Annotated in this window: 14 protein-coding genes, 1 pseudogene and 1 other annotated feature; of the genes and pseudogenes, 3 read left to right on the plus strand and 12 right to left on the minus strand. The window is 47.1% G+C overall.

Features of this window, described 5'->3' with window-relative positions; translation table 11 throughout:
* Positions 1–60 precede the first annotated feature (60 nt).
* The 3 genes from E6W40_RS16270 to E6W40_RS16280 all read right to left on the minus strand — a co-directional run bounded on the left by E6W40_RS16270 (position 61) and on the right by E6W40_RS16280 (position 4,217).
* Positions 61–1,176, minus strand: a complete 1,116-nt coding sequence (locus E6W40_RS16270) for an aminopeptidase (RefSeq protein WP_136606413.1) — start codon at positions 1,174–1,176, stop codon at positions 61–63.
* 113 nt (positions 1,177–1,289) lie between these two features.
* Entirely contained in the window at positions 1,290–2,120 is an 831-nt protein-coding gene (locus E6W40_RS16275; protein WP_168928948.1) for a hypothetical protein, read from the minus strand.
* 108 nt (positions 2,121–2,228) lie between these two features.
* Positions 2,229–4,217 (minus strand): sensor domain-containing diguanylate cyclase, encoded by a 1,989-nt coding sequence (locus E6W40_RS16280; RefSeq protein WP_136606415.1) that lies wholly within the window; start codon positions 4,215–4,217, stop codon positions 2,229–2,231.
* 504 nt (positions 4,218–4,721) lie between these two features.
* Between E6W40_RS16280 and rpsD the strand changes: the two genes are divergently transcribed.
* A complete protein-coding gene (rpsD, locus tag E6W40_RS16285) occupies positions 4,722–5,321 on the plus strand; it encodes a 30S ribosomal protein S4 (RefSeq protein WP_136606416.1) in 600 nt (199 codons plus the stop codon).
* Between the two features lie 79 nt (positions 5,322–5,400).
* Here the strand turns inward: rpsD and tyrS are convergent.
* Together tyrS and E6W40_RS29525 are read right to left on the minus strand one after the other, a co-directional pair.
* A pseudogene (gene tyrS, locus E6W40_RS16290) lies at positions 5,401–6,069 on the minus strand (tyrosine--tRNA ligase); the annotation flags it as partial.
* Positions 6,024–6,200: a hypothetical protein gene (locus E6W40_RS29525; protein ID WP_168928949.1), complete on the minus strand. Its 177-nt coding sequence runs from the start codon at positions 6,198–6,200 to the stop codon at positions 6,024–6,026. The gene E6W40_RS29525 and the pseudogene tyrS, both read right to left, overlap by 46 nt.
* Before the next feature lie 56 nt (positions 6,201–6,256).
* Positions 6,257–6,491, minus strand: a binding site (T-box leader).
* Between the two features lie 141 nt (positions 6,492–6,632).
* Here E6W40_RS29525 and E6W40_RS16295 point away from each other — a divergent pair.
* Positions 6,633–9,755 (plus strand): penicillin-binding protein 1A, encoded by a 3,123-nt coding sequence (locus tag E6W40_RS16295; RefSeq protein WP_136606418.1) that lies wholly within the window; start codon positions 6,633–6,635, stop codon positions 9,753–9,755.
* 190 nt (positions 9,756–9,945) lie between these two features.
* Here the strand turns inward: E6W40_RS16295 and acsA are convergent, their stop codons facing one another.
* A complete protein-coding gene (acsA, locus tag E6W40_RS16300; protein WP_136606419.1) occupies positions 9,946–11,670 on the minus strand; it encodes an acetate--CoA ligase in 1,725 nt (574 codons plus the stop codon).
* Positions 11,671–12,057: 387 nt separating this feature from the next.
* Between acsA and E6W40_RS16305 the strand changes: the two genes are divergently transcribed.
* On the plus strand, positions 12,058–12,690 hold the full coding sequence (locus tag E6W40_RS16305) for a GNAT family N-acetyltransferase (protein WP_136606420.1): 633 nt from the start codon (positions 12,058–12,060) through the stop codon (positions 12,688–12,690).
* Between the two features lie 90 nt (positions 12,691–12,780).
* Here E6W40_RS16305 and E6W40_RS16310 read toward each other — a convergent pair whose 3' ends face one another.
* From E6W40_RS16310 to E6W40_RS16335, 6 genes are all read right to left on the minus strand, one after another.
* Positions 12,781–13,479: a 5'-methylthioadenosine/adenosylhomocysteine nucleosidase gene (locus E6W40_RS16310; protein WP_136606421.1), complete on the minus strand. Its 699-nt coding sequence runs from the start codon at positions 13,477–13,479 to the stop codon at positions 12,781–12,783.
* 108 nt (positions 13,480–13,587) lie between these two features.
* Positions 13,588–14,598, minus strand: a complete 1,011-nt coding sequence (gene ccpA, locus E6W40_RS16315; protein WP_136607036.1) for a catabolite control protein A — start codon at positions 14,596–14,598, stop codon at positions 13,588–13,590.
* Positions 14,599–14,691: 93 nt separating this feature from the next.
* Positions 14,692–15,036 (minus strand): bacillithiol system redox-active protein YtxJ, encoded by a 345-nt coding sequence (gene ytxJ, locus E6W40_RS16320; protein ID WP_136606422.1) that lies wholly within the window; start codon positions 15,034–15,036, stop codon positions 14,692–14,694.
* 107 nt (positions 15,037–15,143) lie between these two features.
* Entirely contained in the window at positions 15,144–15,581 is a 438-nt protein-coding gene (locus tag E6W40_RS16325; RefSeq protein ID WP_136606423.1) for a hypothetical protein, read from the minus strand.
* 228 nt (positions 15,582–15,809) lie between these two features.
* Entirely contained in the window at positions 15,810–17,585 is a 1,776-nt protein-coding gene (ptsP, locus tag E6W40_RS16330) for a phosphoenolpyruvate--protein phosphotransferase (protein WP_136606424.1), read from the minus strand.
* Entirely contained in the window at positions 17,582–19,468 is a 1,887-nt protein-coding gene (locus E6W40_RS16335; RefSeq protein ID WP_136606425.1) for a glucose PTS transporter subunit IIA, read from the minus strand. Before E6W40_RS16335 ends, ptsP begins: the two co-directional genes overlap by 4 nt.
* Positions 19,469–19,479 lie beyond the last annotated feature (11 nt).

Genomic DNA, 19,479 nt, shown 5'->3' on the forward strand with positions numbered 1-19,479 from the left:
CTATCATGATACATTGAATCCGCTTTCCGGCGCAAGGGATTTCTATGTTATTTTTGTAGATTAAACCAATTGGTCTGGATTCAGGCCTTTCAGCTCATCAATAACGAAATTACCGTCTTTGCGGATCAACACATCGTCAAAATAGATTTCGCCGCCGCCGTAATCCGGACGCTGGATCAAAACGATATCCCAGTGAATGGACGAACGGTTGCCATTGTCGCAATCCTCATATGCCTGTCCTGGTGTGAAGTGAATGCTACCCGCGATTTTCTCGTCGAACAGAATATCCTTCATCGGGTGCAAAATATACGGGTTAAAGCCGATGGCAAACTCTCCGATATAACGCGCACCTTCATCGGAATCGAGAATTTGGTTCAGACGCTCGGTTTCGTTGCTTGTAGCTTCGACAATTTTGCCGTCTTTGAAAGTAAATTTAATATTTTCAAAGGTAATCCCCTGGTAAACCGTACTTGAATTGTAGCTGATCGTACCATTAACGGAGTCACGAACAGGAGCGCTGTACACTTCACCGTCAGGAATATTTTTCTCGCCGGCGCATTTAGTCGCACCGATGTTTTTGATTGAGAAGCTGAGATCTGTTCCAGGTCCCACAATACGGACTTTATCCGTTTTTCTCATCAGCTCGGCAAGAGGATCCTGTGCCTTGTCCATTTTGGCATAATCCAGATTGCACACATCAAAATAGAAGTCCTCAAAAGCTTCAGTGCTCTTATTGGACAATTGTGCCATACTTGCATTCGGATAGCGGAGTACGACCCATTTCGTATGGTTTACGCGTTGTCCACTGTGAACAGGGTGGTTGTACAGCGTGTTATACAAACGCATTTTTTCATCCGGCACATCAGACAGATCATTCACGTTTTCACCGGCACGGATACCGATGTAGCAGTCCATTTTTTTCATACGTTCCAGATCAAGCTCGCCCCATGTCTTTACCATTTCTTCTGTAGCATTCATGAGCATGGCGCGCTGAACCGAACGGTCCGTCAACTCGACAAACGGATTACCTCCGCGTTTATGTATCTCTTCGATAACCGCTTTTAGCAAGTCGCGCTCATTACCGATCATTTCGACCAGAACATTTTCACCCGGCTGAACGTTTACTGAATAGCCCACCAGATTTTCCGCAAGCTTCTTAATTCTTGGATCACGCATATGTCTATTCCTCCCAAACCCCGCACAAATACTTTTTTGAACAAAGGTTAATTTAGTCGTCTTCTATTGTAGCACTTTCTACCCGCTCCAGTCAGCCGAAAACCAAGAAAACCTCACGGACTAAAAGAGACGTCATTCACCAGTGTTTCCTCCTCCTCCTGGTTGTGAAGATTAAGATAGCGGATCACACTTTCAGAGGAAAGCTTAACGGGGAAACCGGTCTTTTTATCAATCGTTAAATAGTAGACCATTCCTACCTCCGAATGATCCAGCATTTGTTTGAGCTGTGTGTCCCCTTTATTCCACACATCAGCCAACTGCCGCTTTTCTTGCGCGGAGCCCGCTTGCCCCCCTGTATCCGCCTGCTGCCGGATCATTCCCATTTCCGCTTCCAGCTGCTCTGACAGCCATTGTCTGGCCGCTGCAGGCTCAAGTTCGATACGCAGCACTTTCGTACCTCGGGCAGCCCCAGAAGCCTCTTTCATTCGCTTAGGCAAGCGGCTGACCGCATCCAGCTGTGCCAAAGGGTTAAACCGGGCCAAGGATGAATTAAGCGTGGTACTGCCTTCACTGAACAAATGCACCCACTGCCCATCCTGACGACGGAATCCGGACTCGGCCGCATGGACATTCTTGATATTCACCGGTTTAGAAGTCTTTACTTCGGCAGGCTGGGAAGGAAGCATGCTTCGGATTGTCAGTTTGTCATGTTCAGTTAATGTTCCTTCATAAGAAAGGCTTTCCCGGAATCCCTTCTTCGACTGCGTGCGTACTGCAGCTTCCCCGTTGAATGTAAAAGAGTCCTTTCCAGCCAGTCCGCCGAGCGTCTGTTTGAACCATTCCTCCGGATTTCTATCGTTTTGCAGCAGGCTGCAGCCTGTTAAATAAAGGCTCATCCACAGCAAGGCAGCCATGCTGCGGCAAATTTTACGTTTTTTCATCATGTCATACCTCTTTAGAAACATTTTGCCTTAGGCTTGCCTGCCATCTGCGCAATTATGCACTTATAAGCAGAAAAAAAGAGTGCCTGTATCCAGTACAGATCACTCTAATTATTCATTCATATTTTCAATTTGAATCTGATTGCGGCCGCTGTTTTTAGCACGGTATAAAGCCATGTCAGCCCGGTAAAAGAGACTGTCCACGCTGACCTGTTCATCCATGATGCACCATTCAGCGATCCCGCTCGAAACGGTCACACCCGGATCCGTTTCTTGAGCTACCCTTGACCGAATGACCTCGGCCACCTTCATCGCCTGGTGAACGCCCATCTGCGGCAGATATACGGCTAGCTCCTCTCCGCCCCAGCGCGCGGGAATATCCTCAGGCCTAATGGAGGTCTTCACAATCTCGCTGACCTGCTTAAGGATCTTATCGCCCTTTTGATGTCCGTAGGTATCATTCACCTGCTTGAACTGGTCAATGTCTACGACGATCAGAGAACCGCAAAAATCGTTCGTCTGGTAATCCTGGATCGCTTCATCCAGGTAATGGCGGGCATACATATCCGTCAGCATGTCCCGGTTTGCCATCCGCCTCAGCTCCGCATGCAGAAGAGCGTTGCTTACTGACAGACCGATATGACTCGCGAGCGTTTGAAGGAGCCGGTAGTTATCGTAGGAAAAGAAATGCGGGCTGCGATGTGTCAGCAAAATCGCCCCCATAACCTTTCCGTTTACCGTCAGCGGTGTTGCAATTAGAGATTGGGATCCGGTAACTTCCATCAGTTTGGAGGATACTTTGGTGTTCAAATGATAGTCCGACAAAATGACCGGCTCTTTTTTCTCGAACACAAGACCGCCAAAACCATAATCCCTGTTGAAAATATCTTTTGAAAGCGACGGCACGTTGCAGGACATAACCTCAAGCATATTGCGCTCTTCATTGTACTGGAGAAAGCAGCTGTAGTCCGCATTAAAAATATTCAGAAGCTCTTCATTGGCAAACTGGTAGATATCAGAAAGCTGAAGGCTCTGGTTTAGCCGTTGCGTCAGTTCATTGATCAGCCGAAGCTCATGTATCAATAGATTGGATTGCTCGTACAGCTTCGCATTTTCAAAAGCATTTCCCGCCGTGTCGATCATCATCGTAATCAGCTGCAGATCAAGATCATCCTTAAGCTCCCGCGTCATTTTCAAATGAAATACGCCGTAAATCCCCTGCTTGCCTCCAAGCGGTATGCTCATTTCCACATAATCCTCTTTACCGGGTTCCTTGCAGTCCTGAATCATAAGGCGTCCGTCCATAAAAGCACGTACACTTATGTCCTCGCCCCAGGGATGAAACACCAATGGTTTGACTTTCGGATTGCTGTGCTGATGATCCTGGGACATTAATAGACTGAGCTGGATGGACGGATACAGCATGGCAATACTGTCGAGCACCTCTGTAAGCACGGTATCCACATCAATCTGATCATGCATGCGCTGCATAATTTGAAAAAGAATCGACCTTCTGCTTGCTTCTCGTTCGGTATTCTTTTGAATCTTCATGACATCGGAGACAAATATGTATTCATAACGCCTGAAAAAACAGGAATGATAATGCAGCGCTGTCGCTTCGATCGCATCCAGCCCGGAACTGTCTGAAATATGCCTCGGCAGCAAACATGCCAGTACAGAGATCACCAGCTGCCCGCTGCGTGACAAGATTGGAACCATACAAAGAACCTGTCCAGTAAGCATCGGATAGTCGGCATGCTCTATCACGTCATAGACCAGTTCATGGGACTGCAAACAGTGCTGAAGAAGCCCCGCATGCGGTCCTTCCAGCAGCGAATATACCGTCTCCTCTCCAGAGGTATACGCTCCCTCATGATCAATCATTGCCCACTTCGAATGCTTCGATAGAGGCAGAGAGCCGGTTTCCTTTCGCCAATCCACAAAGGACTGCTGAAGAACCTCACGGACGTAAGGTAGGTCATATTGGGAAATATCCATCTCCTTCAGCCATAAATCAGAAGACTCGCTAGGAGACGCCACCTCAATATTTGTCTGAAATAAACTTTGATGTCTGGAAAAATCCTGTTGATGTTCTGACATAAGCAGGCGCTCCTTTACACCGTGTTAAAAGGTGTCTTGCACGGCACCATTCGATCGGAATAAAATATGAACTCATTGAATCACGAGCAGACTTTAGACTCATATATCTTAATCTTTATTTTCGCATTCAAAAAAGCTTAATTTCATTGATGTTTTAATAATCTTATTCTACTCTCTTCAAACTAATTTTGCATCAATATTTCAGAGATTCGTCCTACTTTTTTGGGTCCAAAGCCCTATCGACAAAATTAGACGTTTCTCGATATTTATCAGGACTTGACTTCACCCTTGCTTTTCGTATAAAATCTATTGTTGAACAAGACTGTTAGACAGTCTGAAATTTGGGCGTAACGTTGTGTCACCCTCACGTGGTTTGTTACTGATTGAACAGCGGCTGAACTTTTCTCTCAGGTGCCTTGCCGATAAGGCTAGCACAATCAACTTACCCGGCGCAAATAGAGCCCTACTTCACAATTATTTGAAATTAAAGGAGTCTACTATAACATGGCACGTTACACTGGTCCTAAATTTAAATTGAGTCGCCGTCTGGGCATCTCCCTGAGCGGTACTGGCAAAGAATTGAAGCGTCCTTTTCCTCCAGGACAACATGGTGCTAACCAACGGAGAAAAGTAAGCAACTACGGTATGCAGCTCGCTGAAAAACAAAAACTGCGTCATATGTACGGTTTGGGTGAAAAGCAGTTCAGCACCCTCTTCCACAGAGCACAACAAATGCAAGGTATCGCTGGTGAGAACTTCATGTTCCTGCTGGAAAGCCGCCTGGACAACCTCGTTTACCGTCTTGGCTTCGCTCACTCCCGTGCAGGCTCACGTCAGCTGGTATCCCACGGTCACGTCACTGTAAACGGCAAAAAGGTTGACATTGCTTCTTACATGGTGAACACTGGGGACGTAATCGGCCTTCGTGAAAGAAGCCGCAGCCTTTCTTCTATTAAAGAAGCTTTGGAAAACCGCAGCCATCTTCCAGGCTACCTGGAATATAATGATACAGCTTTGGAAGGCAAATTTATCCGTTTGCCTGAACGTTCTGAGCTTTCCCAAGATATCGACGAAAAACAAATCGTCGAATTCTACAACCGTTAATCGTTACTTTAAACAAATCCCGGAACCTTTGGTTCCGGGATTTTTGCCGTCTATGATTGATTTATTGCATTATGAGCAATTAACCCAATTTAATTTTTGCAAATTTCCGTTTACCGGATTGAATAACATCACCATCCTGCAGCATTACTTCCACGTTAGGATCCTCCAGCTTCACTTCATTCAGCCTGACTGCTCCCTGCTGGATGCTGCGTCTCGCCTCCGCATTAGATACAGCAAAACCTAACAAAGTCAGCAGCCTGATCAGGCGTACTTTTCCATTTTCGAACTCTCCGGCGGAAATGACATGCTCTTCAATATCTTCCGGAAGGGACCGCCGCTGGAATACCGTCACAAAATGCTGCTGGGCTGCCTCTGCCGCTTCCATTCCATGATACATACGGACAAATGTGGCAGCTAGACGCATTTTTGCATCACGCGGATGTACGTTTCCATCAACTAATCCCTGCTTCAGCTCAGACAGTTCTTCGTGGGTCAGATCTGTCGCAAGCTCGTAGTATTTCAGCATCAGCTCATCCGGTACGGACATCGCCTTACCATAAATTTCATTCGGCTCCTCATCGATCCCGATATAATTGCCAAGGCTCTTACTCATCTTCTGAACGCCATCTATGCCTTCAAGCAGCGGAAGCGTAACTACGATTTGCGCTTCCACACCGTATTCCTTCTGAAGTGTACGTCCCATCAGCAGATTGAAGGTCTGGTCTGTGCCGCCAAGCTCGATATCCGCGTTACCACAGATTTCAACAGCTTTTTCTTAAGCCCCTCTTCAGGAATAATATCTACGGTTCCCCTAGAAATTACCGCTAGCTGTTTTTCAACCAGTTGCTGCTGCTTTCGTGATAATTCTTCCCGCTTCATCTTTCATTCCTCCAGTGCTATTCCTGTATTTAAACGCAAAAAAGCTCCTTCTCATCCCAAGGGACGAGAAGGAGCACTCGCGTTACCACCCTAATTAAAGCTGTCTCAAGACAGATTTCACTTCATTCCTATAACGGATCTTACATCCGGTACCGGACTACTAACGATCAAACCGCGTTCCTCCGTATGGCTCAAGACGGTAATTCAACAGGAATAGCTGCCGGTTTACACCACCCACCGGATCTCTGACAAAGCAAATAACCTGTCTATTGAGTCTTTCTGTGCCTTTTACGATATGAACTTTAGCATTATCTATAACATATGCGCTTAAAATATGTCAAATATTCTAAAAAAAAGCCCTCATTCGTTCCCTGCATTCAAAAGCCGCAAATTATGCTATAATAGTTCCGTTAAAAGGAGGAACGCACGCGAATGGTTGAAAATAACAATAAAAAACCTGATAAACAGCCTGCCCCGAGGCGCCAACGATCCTATGCCCGGATAATCGGTCTCGTTATTCTCTGGCTGCTTGTCGTTGGTCTAATGGGGGCCCTGTTTGCTGGCGGCGCCGCCATGGGTTATGTCACTTCCATCGTGAAGGATGACCCCGTCCGCTCAAGAGCTCTGATTGACCAAAAAATGAGTGAAAACTCCATTACAAGCTTCGCGTATTTTCGCGATCAGACAACACCTATCGGTCAGATTCGTACGGACGAAGACAGACGTCCTGTGGAATACAAGCAGATTCCAACTACAGTCATCAATGCGGTTGTTTCTATAGAGGACAACAACTTTTTCAATCATAATGGTGTGGATTTGAAGGGCACGCTGCGTGCCGTCAAACAAAAGGTACTGAAGGAATCCGTGCAAACGGGCGGCAGTACATTGACACAACAGCTGGCCAGACGGGTCTTTCTGAATCTAGACAAGACCGATGACCGCAAGTTCAAAGAGATTTTACTCTCACTACGGCTCGAGAGATTTATGACGAAAGATGAAATTTTAACTGCATATCTTAATAAGGTTCCTTTCGGAAAAGGCTCCAGCGGATACAATCTGTACGGAATAAAAGCGGCTGCAAAAGGCATTTTCAATGTGAATGATTTAAGCAAGCTTAACATTGCAGAGGCTGCCTATCTCGCTGGTCTCCCTCAGCTTCCAACCAAATACTCCGCCTACAATTCCAAAGGCGAATTCAATCCGGATGCCTTCAAGCGGGCCCTGGATCGCCAGCATCTCGTGCTGCGGCGTATGAAGGAGGAGAACAAAATTACGGAAGCTCAGTACACGGAAGCCTTGGCTTTTGATATCCGCAAAGCACTGGCTCCGCGAACGGAAAAGGCATATGCCACCTTCCCGTACCTGATGATGGAAACAGAGCGTGAAGCTTCGGAAATTCTCATGGAGCTCAATAACAAAGAAGCCAGCAAGAATCAAATCGATCAGACCGGGAAGGAAGACACCAGTGATCAGCTCGAAGCCGCCAATCAGCAGTTGAAGACCGGTGGATATCGTGTGTATACCACGATCGACAAGCGAGTTTACAGTTCTATGCATAAGATTGGCGAAAACAAGGATAACTTTGGCCCGGACAGCAAAACAAAAGGTCCGGAGCAGACAGCTGCCATGATGATCGACAATAAAACCGGTGCGATCCTGGGTATGCTGGAGGGCCGGGATTTCAACAAAGAGCAAATGAACTATGCTACGCAGATGATCAGACAACCAGGCTCAACGATGAAACCGATTGCGGCATACCTGCCTGCGATTGAATCCGGAGCCATTCAGCCTGCAAGTATCCTGGACGATGCACCGATCATTTTAAAGGACTACCAGAAAGGCTTCCATATCCCGAAAAACTCGACTGCGGGCTACAGCGGCTTGATGACAGCACGAACTGCCCTCAATAAATCGGTGAATACCGTTGCATTGAAGCTGTTCAATAACGTCGTCGGGATCGACAATGCCTGGGCCTTTGCCAAGAAGGTCGGCATCAACACCATTCAAAAAGAAGACTACTCGGCATCGACGGGGGTTCTGGGCGGTTTGAAATATGGTGTAACGGTCGAGGATCTAACCAATGCATATAGTTCCATCGCCAATCAAGGGACGTTCAACGATGCCTACATGATCGAGAAAATCGTTGATTCAAACGGCAACATCGTATATCAGCATGAAACCAAACCCGTGCAGGCATTTTCCAAGCAAACCGCTTACCTGATGACGGATATGCTGCGCACGGTTATTACGGACGGTACGGGCAGTACAGTCCGGGACACATACAAGCACTTCAAAACGATACCGATCGTTGGGAAAACAGGCTCTACCCAAAACTATGCGGACGTGTGGTTTATGGGCTTCTCGCCTGACGTTACGCTTGGCGTATGGGTAGGCTACAAGGAACCGGTCAATACGCTGACAAGCAAGCCGGCCAAAAAACGCGCACAATCCATATGGGCGCTCATTATGAATGAAGTCGCGGATAAAGAACCCGATTTATTCAAAACAGCGAAGTTTGAAAAGCCAGATGGCATCGTATCCAAAACGGTTTCCGCCTATAGCGGTAAGCTTCCAACATCCTTAACAGATAAATTTGTTACAGATCTCTTTAATATTAAATATGTTCCTAAAGATAGTGATGATGGAATCGCGAAAGCCAAGTATATCACGTATAACGGAGTCAACTATATACCGAAGGATGAAACGCCAGACGATATGCTAAAGGAAAAAGTCGTCGTCAAACGTGAAAAACCGATTCAGGAACTCATCAAAGAGCTTGAAGCAGCATTCGCTAAAATGCGCGGTGGGCATGAACCTTTATCAACCTATATTCCGCGTGATGCCGGTGAAGATATGCCGACCGACATTGATCCTCGAGTAGACGACGGAAGCGCCCCTACGGCTCCTTCAAACGTCAGAATGACTCTGAATGGCAGTAAGGCGAGCATTACCTTCAGTCCGTCTGGTCAGGCTGATGTTGTCGGCTACAGGTTGTACCGCTCCCAGAACGGCGGTTCCTTCCAAAATACAGGAAGTGTCGTGCTTACAGGCAATGCGTACAACTTTAGTAATGCTGCTGATTCAGGTTCAAGCTTCTATGTCACTGCTGTGGATGTCGCAGGCAAAGAGTCTGCACCAAGTGCGACCGTCAACAGTCAGGGCAGCGGAAATATCGATCTACCTGGAGATATTGGAGATCCTTCCAATCCAGGTGATCTCGATCCAGGTACAGATATTCCGGGTATTCCGGATGGGGGTGACCCAGGGCAAGGACCTGTAGCCGTTCCCTCCTCTCCAACAGCGCTGCAAATAGCACCGCTAGATAACGGAATTCTGTTCCAGTGGAATCCTGCACGTCCTGAGGACATGGTTACGGCATATAACGTTTCATACAGTGAAAAACCTGGGGGTCCATATAACATAATTGGCTCCAGTCATGAAGCGGGCTTCCAGTTTGTCACAACAGCCCCAATGAAGGGTTACTTCCGGGTTACAGCCGTTAACGCGTTAGGTGAATCGCAGCCTTCTGCTGCTTCCTTCTACGAGAAAAAGTAATTTGCATATCTGATTTCGATGGAGAGATCCTGCACAACATTGCAGGGTCTCTCCCTTTTTATGCATGTACTTCTTTCGGAATCTCAGTATCAGACGCTCAACTTAGACGCTTGTTTAGATAAAAAAAAGGAAGCCCCGGAACAAATCATCCGGTGCTTCCTTTTATCAATACATATTTATAAATTCCATATTAATCTTCAATCGTAGAAAGATCACCCGTAGGCAGTTTGAGCTCCCATGCTTTGAGTACCCGGCGCATAATCTTACCGGATCTCGTCTTCGGCAGCTTATCGCGGAATTCGATTTCGCGTGGCGCCGCGTGAGCGGAGAGTCCTTCTTTCACAAATTTATAAATTTCATTCTTCAGCTCTTCGGATTCCTCGTAACCTTCACGGAGCGAGATAAATGCTTTAATGATCTCACCTCGGGTAGCATCCGGTTTGCCAATGACGCCAGCCTCAGCCACCGCAGGATGCTCAACCAGCTTACTCTCAACTTCAAAAGGTCCAATTCGTTCGCCGGAAGAGTTAATAACATCGTCGACACGGCCTTGGAACCAGAAATACCCCTCTTCGTCCATGTAAGCCGAGTCTCCGGAAATATACCAGCCTGGAATCCGGAAATACTCCTGATATTTGGTAGGATTGTTCCAAATTTGATTCATCATGGAAGGCCACGGTGTTTTAATGGCAAGATTGCCCATCGTGTAAGGCGGAACTTCGTTGCCTTTATCATCAAGAATCGCAGCCTGTACACCCGGGATCGGACGGCCCATGGATCCAGGTTTAATATCCATTGAAGGATAATTACAGATTAGATGTCCGCCGGTTTCCGTCATCCACCACGTGTCATGAATGCGCTGACCATATACCTTTTGACCCCAACGTACCACTTCTGGGTTCAGAGGCTCACCTACGGAGAGGACATGGCGCAAGCTGCTCAGATTAAACTGAGAAATGACATCCGATCCCGCTCCCATCAGCATCCGGAATGCTGTCGGAGCACTGTACCATACTGAAACATTGTATTTATCAATGGTTCCGTACCAGTCCTGCGGACTAAATCGGCCACCGCGGATCACATTCGTTACACCGTTTAGCCAAGGAGCGAAGATTCCGTAAGAAGTACCTGTTACCCATCCTGGGTCGGCTGTACACCAGTAAATATCATCTTCACGTAAATCAAGTACCATTTTACCTGTATAATAATGCTGAACCATCGCATTCTGGACATGGAATACGCCTTTCGGTTTACCCGTCGATCCAGATGTATAATGTATAATCAATCCGTCATTGCGATCAAGCCATTCGATTTGAAGATCCGAAGAAGCTTCCTTCATTTCCTTCGCGTAGTCAGCAATTTGCTCATCTTCGTCCACGTTGTCGCCTATGACAATAATATGTTTCAAATCAGGCAGCTCGTCACGCTTGACACGTCCCAAAAGCTGGCTTGTCGTTACGAGAGCAACGGCACCACTGTCTTCCAGACGGTCCTTGACGGCTGTTTCCATAAACGCTTCAAAAAGCGGTCCTACAATAGCTCCCACTTTCAAAATGCCCATGAGAGAGAAATAGAGTTCCGGACTGCGTGGCATAAAGATAAATACCCGGTCCCCTTTGCCGATTCCATGTTTACGAAGAACGTTGCCGAATTTATCCGACTGTTCCTTCAGATCAGCGAAGGTGTAGCTTTCATCACGCGAAGCATCACTGTAGAGCAAAGCATTTCTATCTCCTCGGCCTTCCTCAACATGACGATCAATAGCCTCATATGCCATATTGACTTTGCCTGTTGTGTACCAGCTAAAATGCTTTTCTACCTCTTCCCATTGAAACTGTGAACGCGCTTCCTCGTAATCACCCAAATTGGACGCTTTGACAACGCTTTTTAAAATTTCATTTTGATTTTGATCCATACTTTCATCCTCCCTCTGTTCTCCCAATTGATAGGGCAGCGCTTACAATCTTGTATGAGTTCATGCCATAATGACAACATACACACGTAATCAGTCTTCAAAACAAAAGTTTTTGATGATTGCTATATAAATTGAACAAAAGTTTAATCCTTCATTTTTGATTCATGTTGCTGATAAAAAAGATGGTTATCCTTCTTTAGTTTCAATTTATCTAGGTAAGCGTAAATCATATGTTACAGCAGGTCTGGCAGATGGTTAAAAAGATCAAAAGATGTGGCTATTTTATGTCAGAAATCATTATAGCATAGGATGAAAGTTCCTGCCATCGCTTTTCATTTATTTGTTTTTTTGCTATAAGTAGGATTAGAAGCAGAAAGGAGCGTCCAGATGGAACACCTTAAACTGTACCATGTACAAACCATACCTCTTGAAGAGCGCTGCCTGGTCATTGAAGGGCCGGTGCCGCCCGGAAGATTAGCAGAGCTGACCATGCACCCCGACCTTGATGCTTTCCGCCGCCCGGCAGAGCAGCATAAAGCGCTCGTTGAGATTGCGGGTCTGGAAGAAGGTCGAATCATATTAACCCGGGAAGAAAATATGATTGTTGGATACGTGACCTTCCATTATCCGGACGAGCAGGAACGCTGGTCCCAGGGCAATATGGAGGATCTGATTGAGCTCGGAGCAATCGAGGTCGCCAATGATTACCGCTCGCTTGGCCTAGGGCAGAAAATGATTAAAACCACCTTCGAGGATGGCCAGATGGAACAATATATCGTGTTCACGACGGAATATTACTGGCACTGGGATTTAAAGACCAGCGGTCTTAGTGTGTGGGATTACCGTAAAATGATGGAACGGCTCATGAAAGTTGTCGATATGGTCTGGTACGCAACAGATGATCCGGAAATATGCTCACATCCGGCAAACTGCCTAATGGTCAGAATAGGCCGGGACGTCCCGATCTCCTCTAAGGAGCAGTTTGACCAAATTCGTTTTCAGCAGCGTTTTATGTATTAATTCCTACTAGATCATCACTATATAAAAAACAACTCCGGAAATGATTCTTCCGGAGTTGTTTCGTTACGGATAGATAGCACAGCTATCAACTTAAATATGAGAAAGCATATAATCTAAAATGGCATGGGAGCGGCGTGAGGAAGCAACGGTAAATTCTGCGAAGTTCGCGTGCGCCGAGCCGTCAGCTTTATCCGACATAGAACGGATGATGACAAAAGGCACTCTATTCATATAGCATACCTGAGCGACAGATGCCCCTTCCATTTCCACACATGCACCCTGCAGATGCTCATAGAACCAGTTAACCTGCTCTATACTGGCGATGAACTGGTCACCTGACAGTACACGGCCGACTCTGCAGTTCACCTCACCAAGTTCACCACAAGCCTTCTCAGCCAGAGCGACGAGCGCTGGATCAGCCTGAAATACGGATACCTCCTGATAAGGAATAACCCCACGCTCAAATCCAAGCGCAGTCACGTCCATATCATGCTGCAGGCATTCGGAGGAAATAACGATGTCTCCGATATTCAGCTGCGGGTGAACCGCGCCTGCCACGCCTGTGAACAGCACTTTGGATACTCCAAGGGAATCAATCAGAATCTGCGTGGTTACCGCTGCATTTACTTTGCCTACACCGGATTTGCATACGACAATATCCTGATGCTGATATGTACCTTTGTAATAACGGATTCCCGCTTTATCGACAGTCTCTGCGTTTTGCATTCCGGCCAGAAGAAGTTCCACTTCTTCGTCCATTGCCCCGATAATCCCGATTGTTTCCGGCATGTTTTCACTTCTCCTTTATTTTGATCCTTTTCAGACTTAAAAAAAGCTCCCGTAAGGAGCTTTTTTCAGTCGTAACCTTTTCATCTCGTGTTCAAGAGACTTTGTTTCTTATTCGTTCACATGGCTTACAGATAAGCGCAAAATCGTTTCATGCGGCAAAATAACCCGGGGGTTGTCCACATTTTCCTTCTTCATCAGCTTGGTCAACAAACGCATTGCAACTGCACCAAGATCGTACATCGGCTGTGCAACTGTAGTAAGCAAAGGACGGACCATGGAAGCCATACGTGTATTATCGACACTGATGACAGAGAAGTCGTCAGGCACTTTCAGGCCTTCGTCCTGAATGCTGTGAATAGCACCGATGCCCATTTCATCCGTCGCTGCGAAGACAGCCGTTGGCTTCTTCTTCAGACCGAGGAAATATTTCATCGCTTCTACGCCGGATTCATAGCGGTAGTTGCCAATACGGACCAAGTCCTCTTGGTATTCAATACCTGCATTCTCCAGTGCTTTCTTGTAGCCCTGAAAACGCGAATAGCCATTCGCAGGATCCTGAAGAGTGCCGCTGATCATCGCAATTTCACGGTGGCCATGGCGAATCAAAGTATTAACCGCATCGTAAGCCGCGGCTTCATGATCGATATCGACGGACGGATAATTCCCGTTCTCATCCCGCGTCGCGCAGAGCACGATTGGCACTGCAGAGGTTTGGAAAGCCTGAATATGTTCCTCTGTTACCGTACCGCCCATAAAGAGCAGTCCGTCCACCTGCTTCTCGAGCAATGTGTTGATGACACGGATTTCCTTTTCCTTCTTCTTATCAGCGTTACACAAAATAATATTATAGTGGTACATGTTGGCAATATCTTCAATACCCCGGGCAATTTCAGCGAAAATAGAGTTCGAGATATCGGGAATCACGACCCCGACTGTTGTCGTCTTTTTGCTGGCAAGACCTCTTGCCACCGCATTCGGACGATATCCCAAACGTTCAATTGCTTCATATACTTTTTTCCGGGTCTGAGGCTTCACGTTGGGGTTGTTGTTTACAACCCGCGATACCGTCGCCATCGATACGCCTGCTTCACGCGCCACATCGTAAATGGTTACCGTCAAATTCCTTCTCTCCATTGCCAATAAATTTTCATTCGTCAACCCATTAAAATAATGATACGACAAATTGTCGCATTCTGCAATGATAACGCTTTACTAGCTTTCTAAATGCTGCTTCAAAGCTTCCACAGTAATGTGGGAATGGGATGTATGCCAGACAGGCGCCTGATTTTTGACCAGAATCACCTGAGGGGATTCATGCTGAACACCGAGAACATCCGCCGCTTCAAGCGAAACCGGACGATCCTCCACGACATGGATTAAAGCGTATTCTACCGCTTCGTTTGGCTCTTTTTGTAAGTATGACATTACCTGCTTATGGGCCCCGGCACTGATCGGACAGCGCGTGCTGTGTTTAAAAAGAAGCAGAGGCTTATCTTTTGAGGCTTCCAATGCAGTCTGCAGCTGGTCGCTAGTAGTCAGTTTGGTCATCGTCGCCATTTGATATACATCCCCTTTTTTCGATTAAAATCCTTACTCTATCGTATCAAAAAGCTCGTGAAAAATCCAACTTACTATGAAAATAATTCTGAAAACCCGTTTATGTTTCAAACATCTGCATGAAATACATTCATTTCCGGCAAAATTACAGACAACTGCGAGAGCCTGAGGCGTATTTCCTCAAACCATACCTCATCCTGCATGCTTTCTGCCATTCTGTATAAATCCAGAAGCAGGTTGATGCGTTCCTGTATCTCATAATCCAATCTGCGCTTTATATTATCTTCGGAATATTCCCCGTCATCCAGTACTTCATATACCAAATTGGCCAATTCATGATAGTCGGTCAGCGAAAAGCTTGTTTTCGAAGGATCCGGACCAAGCAGATCCACGCATTTCTTCAGGTCGGGTCTCATGGAAGGAATAAGTTCATAAGTTAAACAGTGGTCGCAAACAAGCACCGGTACATGACGGATCATGACACTCCGTGTATACATCACCGTGCGAAGCTCGAGCTTCAAATTTTGCTCGCAGTTACATTTCATGGACATGTTTCCACCTCAACGATTTCTATCTATCTACTCAGATGAGCGTAATATTTCAGTTGCTGTTTGATATTCGCTTCAACCTCCCCCGATTCCTTCCTCGCGAGGCTTGCTGTTTTATTTACCAAAAAGACCATCTCCTTCATGCCTTCACGCGCAAAAATAAAAACAAAAAAGCCCACGCATGCAATAGCATGCCGTGGACCTCATTATGCAAAATCGTTAGTTTCATGAAACGTGGCTGTCTTTCCCCTTATCCATCTTCCGCGCTTGGTTCTCCGCCCGGCTGGATTCATTAAAGTCTGTCAGCAGCTTTTCAATTTCCGTGCTGGTCGGAAGCTTGTAGCATTGCTGTGCGGTGCTGCACGCCTCCAAAGCCGATGTATTCAATATACGGTGCTTCACCCGAAGCAGCGACTGGATCGACATGCTCAGATCATGAACACCAAGTTCAAGCCAAAGCGGAATGGATCGTTCGTCTCCTGCCATTTCACCACATACGCTCACGGGAATACCTGCATTACGAGCAGCATCTACAATCGTACGGAGCATGCGGAGTATCGCTGGATGATACGGATGGTACATATGGGCAATCTGCTCGTTCATCCGATCTACGGCAAGTACATACTGCACCAGATCATTGGTGCCTATGCTGAAGAAATCGCTCTCCTCCGCCAACAGATCAGCAATCATCGCAGCCGCCGGGATCTCAATCATGACTCCGACTGGAATGTCAGCATCATAAGCGATACCCCGAGCATCCAGATCAGCCATGGCTCTGTGGAGAATCTGATTGGCTTGTCTGACTTCCTCCACCGATGAAATCATCGGATACATAATTTTGACTTTGCCGTACGCGCTCGCCCGTAAAATAGCCGTAAGCTGCGTCTGGAATAACTCCTGCCGTTCCAGACTGATCCGGATGGCACGATATCCCAGGAAGGGATTATCCTCCTGCGGAAGCGGAAAATAATCCAGCTGTTTATCCCCGCCGATATCCAGAGTCCGAATCACCGTCGAACACCGATCCATCTTCTGAACGACCTGCCGGTATACCTCAAACTGTTCCTCTTCCGACGGGAAGGTGCTTCGATCCATATATAGAAACTCCGTACGGAACAGTCCGACGCCAAGTGCACCATATTTCACAGCCACATCCAGCTCCTTGACCGAGCTAATATTCGCTGACAAGCGCATTTGTGTACCATCTTTTGTGACGGATTCGACTGCGGAGAGCAGTTCAAGCTGCTCCTTCTTCATCTGCTGCTCGGTACGCACGCATTCAAATTGTTCGACAACTCTTTTATCAGGGTTCACGAACATATGCCCTGATTCACCATCCAGCACGATCAGATCCCCCGTTTGAATCGGTGCCGGCAGCTTGCTTTCAAGTCCTGCAACAAGCGGAATACCTAGAGCCCGTGCCATAATGGAAGAATGCGATGTTTTCCCTCCCATCATCGTAACCACGCCCAGAACATGAGATGGATTCAAGTGAGCAAGCTGTGAAGGTGTCAGCTCTTTGACGACAAGTACATAGGGCTGCGTATCCGACGGCAGCGTAATCTCTGGAGCTCCTAGCAGATGCTTAAGCAGTCGGTTGCCGACATCCTTGATGTCCATGGCTCGTTCTTTCATATATTCGTCATCCAGAAGGTCAAACATGGTGACAAAGTGATCGATAGCTTCCTTTACTGCGACTTCAGCAGCTTTATATTGCCGCTCAATGACCCCTTGAATTTCATTCATGAACACGGGATCGTCTAGAATAGCCAGATGAGCATCAAAAATACTGGACTCCTCTTCTCCGACAATATCCCTGAATTCATTCTTGATATATTCGATCTCGTTTTTGGAGGTGCGGATTCCTTCATACAGCCGCTCAAACTCACTGGCCAGATCGACTGCGTCTATACCGGTCTCAGGCAGATCCCATTCCCAGTTTGGCAGAACGAATGCTTTTCCAATTGCGATGCCGGCAGATGCTCCGATGCCTTGTATCATGATTCCAAACCCCCAACATTTCTGTCGTGTAATACTACGGACATGACTGATGTTTGCCCCTTTTTAACCGCTTTAAATGGAGCAAAGCTCCAGGATTTGACACGATCCGGATTCGTAATAACCATCGGTGTCGCTATAGATGTAGCATGTTCCCGGATATACGCCAAATCAAATTTGACAAGCAGCTGACCCGGTTCGACCGGATCACCCTCCTGAACGACTGCTGAAAAATGTCCTCCCTTTAGCTGAGAGGTGTCGATACCGATATGAAGCAGTACTTCCAGCCCTTCCGGTGTGGAAATGCCGACAGCATGCATCGTTGGATAAATATGCATAACCGTTCCAAAAACAGGCGAGACAAGTTCTCCGCGATCCGGCATGAAAGCCACGCCATCGCCAACCAATTTGGCAGCAAATATTTGATCCGGAACCTCCTCGATTGGAAGCATTTTGCCCTGTACGGGAGCGCTGAACAGGACCTGCGGCAGATCCCGCTGCATAAGCTTGTTTACTTCCTCACGAATCAGCTCGGAGTAAGTACCGAATACAACCTGAACATTCCCTCCTCCAAGCTTGATAAGGCCTGCTGAGCCAAGGAGTTTTAAAGCATTGCCGTCCACGATCCTGTCATTTTTCACGGTAAGTCTGAGCCGCGTGATACAAGATTCCACCTGTACGATGTTTTCCTTTCCGCCCAGTGCTTCAAGGATCAGCGGTGCCTGATATGGAATACTGCCTGCCCAATCTTCAAGCGTAGATCCTTCCTCGCGTCCCGGCGTCGGGATTTGGAACCTGCGAATCGCCCATCTGAACAAGAAATAATACACAAAGCCGTACCCAATGCCGATTGGAATCAGCAGCCAGGCGTGATGGGACAAATGCAGGTTCAAGAAATAATCGATGGCTCCCGCTGAATAGGAAAATCCGTGATGGATATCCAGCTCATAGGTCAGCCACATGGCTGCTCCCGAGAGCACCGCATGCAATATGAACAGATACGGCGCTGCGAACAAGAAAGCAAATTCGATCTGCTCGGACACCCCTGTTAAAAAGCATACGAGCGCTGCCGTCAAAAAAGTCTTCTTAATCTTCGGCTTCAGATCCTCGCGCGCTTCCTGAATGATAGCAAGGGCAATGGCCGGCAGCGCGAACATCATGATCGGAAACAGACCGGCCATAAAATTACCGGCTGTCGGGTCTCCCGCAAAAAAGCGCGGCAGATCACCCTGTACTATATTCCCGGAAGGCGTTTGATAAGTACCCACCTGGAACCAGAAAATATTGTTGAGAAGATGATGCAGACCAAATGCAGTCAGAATCCGGTATAAAATACCGTATAAAAATAGTCCGAAGCCGCCAAGATGGCTCATCATTAATGTCAGTTCATTCAGTCCCTTTTGCAGAAACGGAGAAATGAACAACAGTAACCATGAAAATCCGGCCGAGAAAAGCCCCATAAACAGCAGGACAAACCTTGATCCTCCAAAAAACTGCACGATTTCGGGCAGCTTGATATGTTTGAAGCGGTTATATGCGACACCTGACAAGATACCGAATATAATGCCGATCAGGGTGGTAGGCTGAATATCGCCATTTCCCATATGCCTTGTAATTTGGTCGTAAATGAACATGCCAGCTAACGCAGCAAGTCCTGCGGGTCCGGCCTGATTGGCCAGTCCCCAGGCTACGCCAACCGCAAACAGATACGGGAGAAAATAAAAGATGCCCTGTCCTGCCCACGTACACACTTCAGCGACGTGAGGGAGGCCCCATGCGGTCCAGGGAAGACTGCCTACGCTCAGCAGTATGGCGGCCGATGGAAGCACCATCGTGGGCAGTATTACCGCTCTTCCGAGCTGCTGCAGTGATCCGAGCCAATTCAAGAAAGGCACTC

This window comes from Paenibacillus dokdonensis, from assembly GCF_004916975.1.
GTDB classification, from domain to species: Bacteria; Bacillota; Bacilli; order Paenibacillales; family Paenibacillaceae; genus Paenibacillus_AQ; species Paenibacillus_AQ dokdonensis.

Bases quoted from the DNA above. Each gene is read 5' to 3' on its own strand.
- E6W40_RS16280 (WP_136606415.1), bottom strand. From the start codon at position 4,217: ATGTCAGAACATCAACAGGATTTTTCCAGACATCAAAGTTTATTTCAG.
- E6W40_RS16275 (WP_168928948.1), bottom strand. From the start codon at position 2,120: ATGATGAAAAAACGTAAAATTTGCCGCAGCATGGCTGCCTTGCTGTGG.
- E6W40_RS16325 (WP_136606423.1), bottom strand. From the start codon at position 15,581: ATGAAATGTAACTGCGAGCAAAATTTGAAGCTCGAGCTTCGCACGGTG.
- rpsD (WP_136606416.1), top strand. From the start codon at position 4,722: ATGGCACGTTACACTGGTCCTAAATTTAAATTGAGTCGCCGTCTGGGC.
- E6W40_RS16295 (WP_136606418.1), top strand. From the start codon at position 6,633: ATGGTTGAAAATAACAATAAAAAACCTGATAAACAGCCTGCCCCGAGG.
- E6W40_RS16270 (WP_136606413.1), bottom strand. From the start codon at position 1,176: ATGCGTGATCCAAGAATTAAGAAGCTTGCGGAAAATCTGGTGGGCTAT.
- ptsP (WP_136606424.1), bottom strand. From the start codon at position 17,585: ATGATACAAGGCATCGGAGCATCTGCCGGCATCGCAATTGGAAAAGCA.
- E6W40_RS29525 (WP_168928949.1), bottom strand. From the start codon at position 6,200: ATGAAGCGGGAAGAATTATCACGAAAGCAGCAGCAACTGGTTGAAAAA.
- ytxJ (WP_136606422.1), bottom strand. From the start codon at position 15,036: ATGGCGACGATGACCAAACTGACTACTAGCGACCAGCTGCAGACTGCA.
- acsA (WP_136606419.1), bottom strand. From the start codon at position 11,670: ATGGATCAAAATCAAAATGAAATTTTAAAAAGCGTTGTCAAAGCGTCC.
- E6W40_RS16310 (WP_136606421.1), bottom strand. From the start codon at position 13,479: ATGCCGGAAACAATCGGGATTATCGGGGCAATGGACGAAGAAGTGGAA.
- E6W40_RS16305 (WP_136606420.1), top strand. From the start codon at position 12,058: ATGGAACACCTTAAACTGTACCATGTACAAACCATACCTCTTGAAGAG.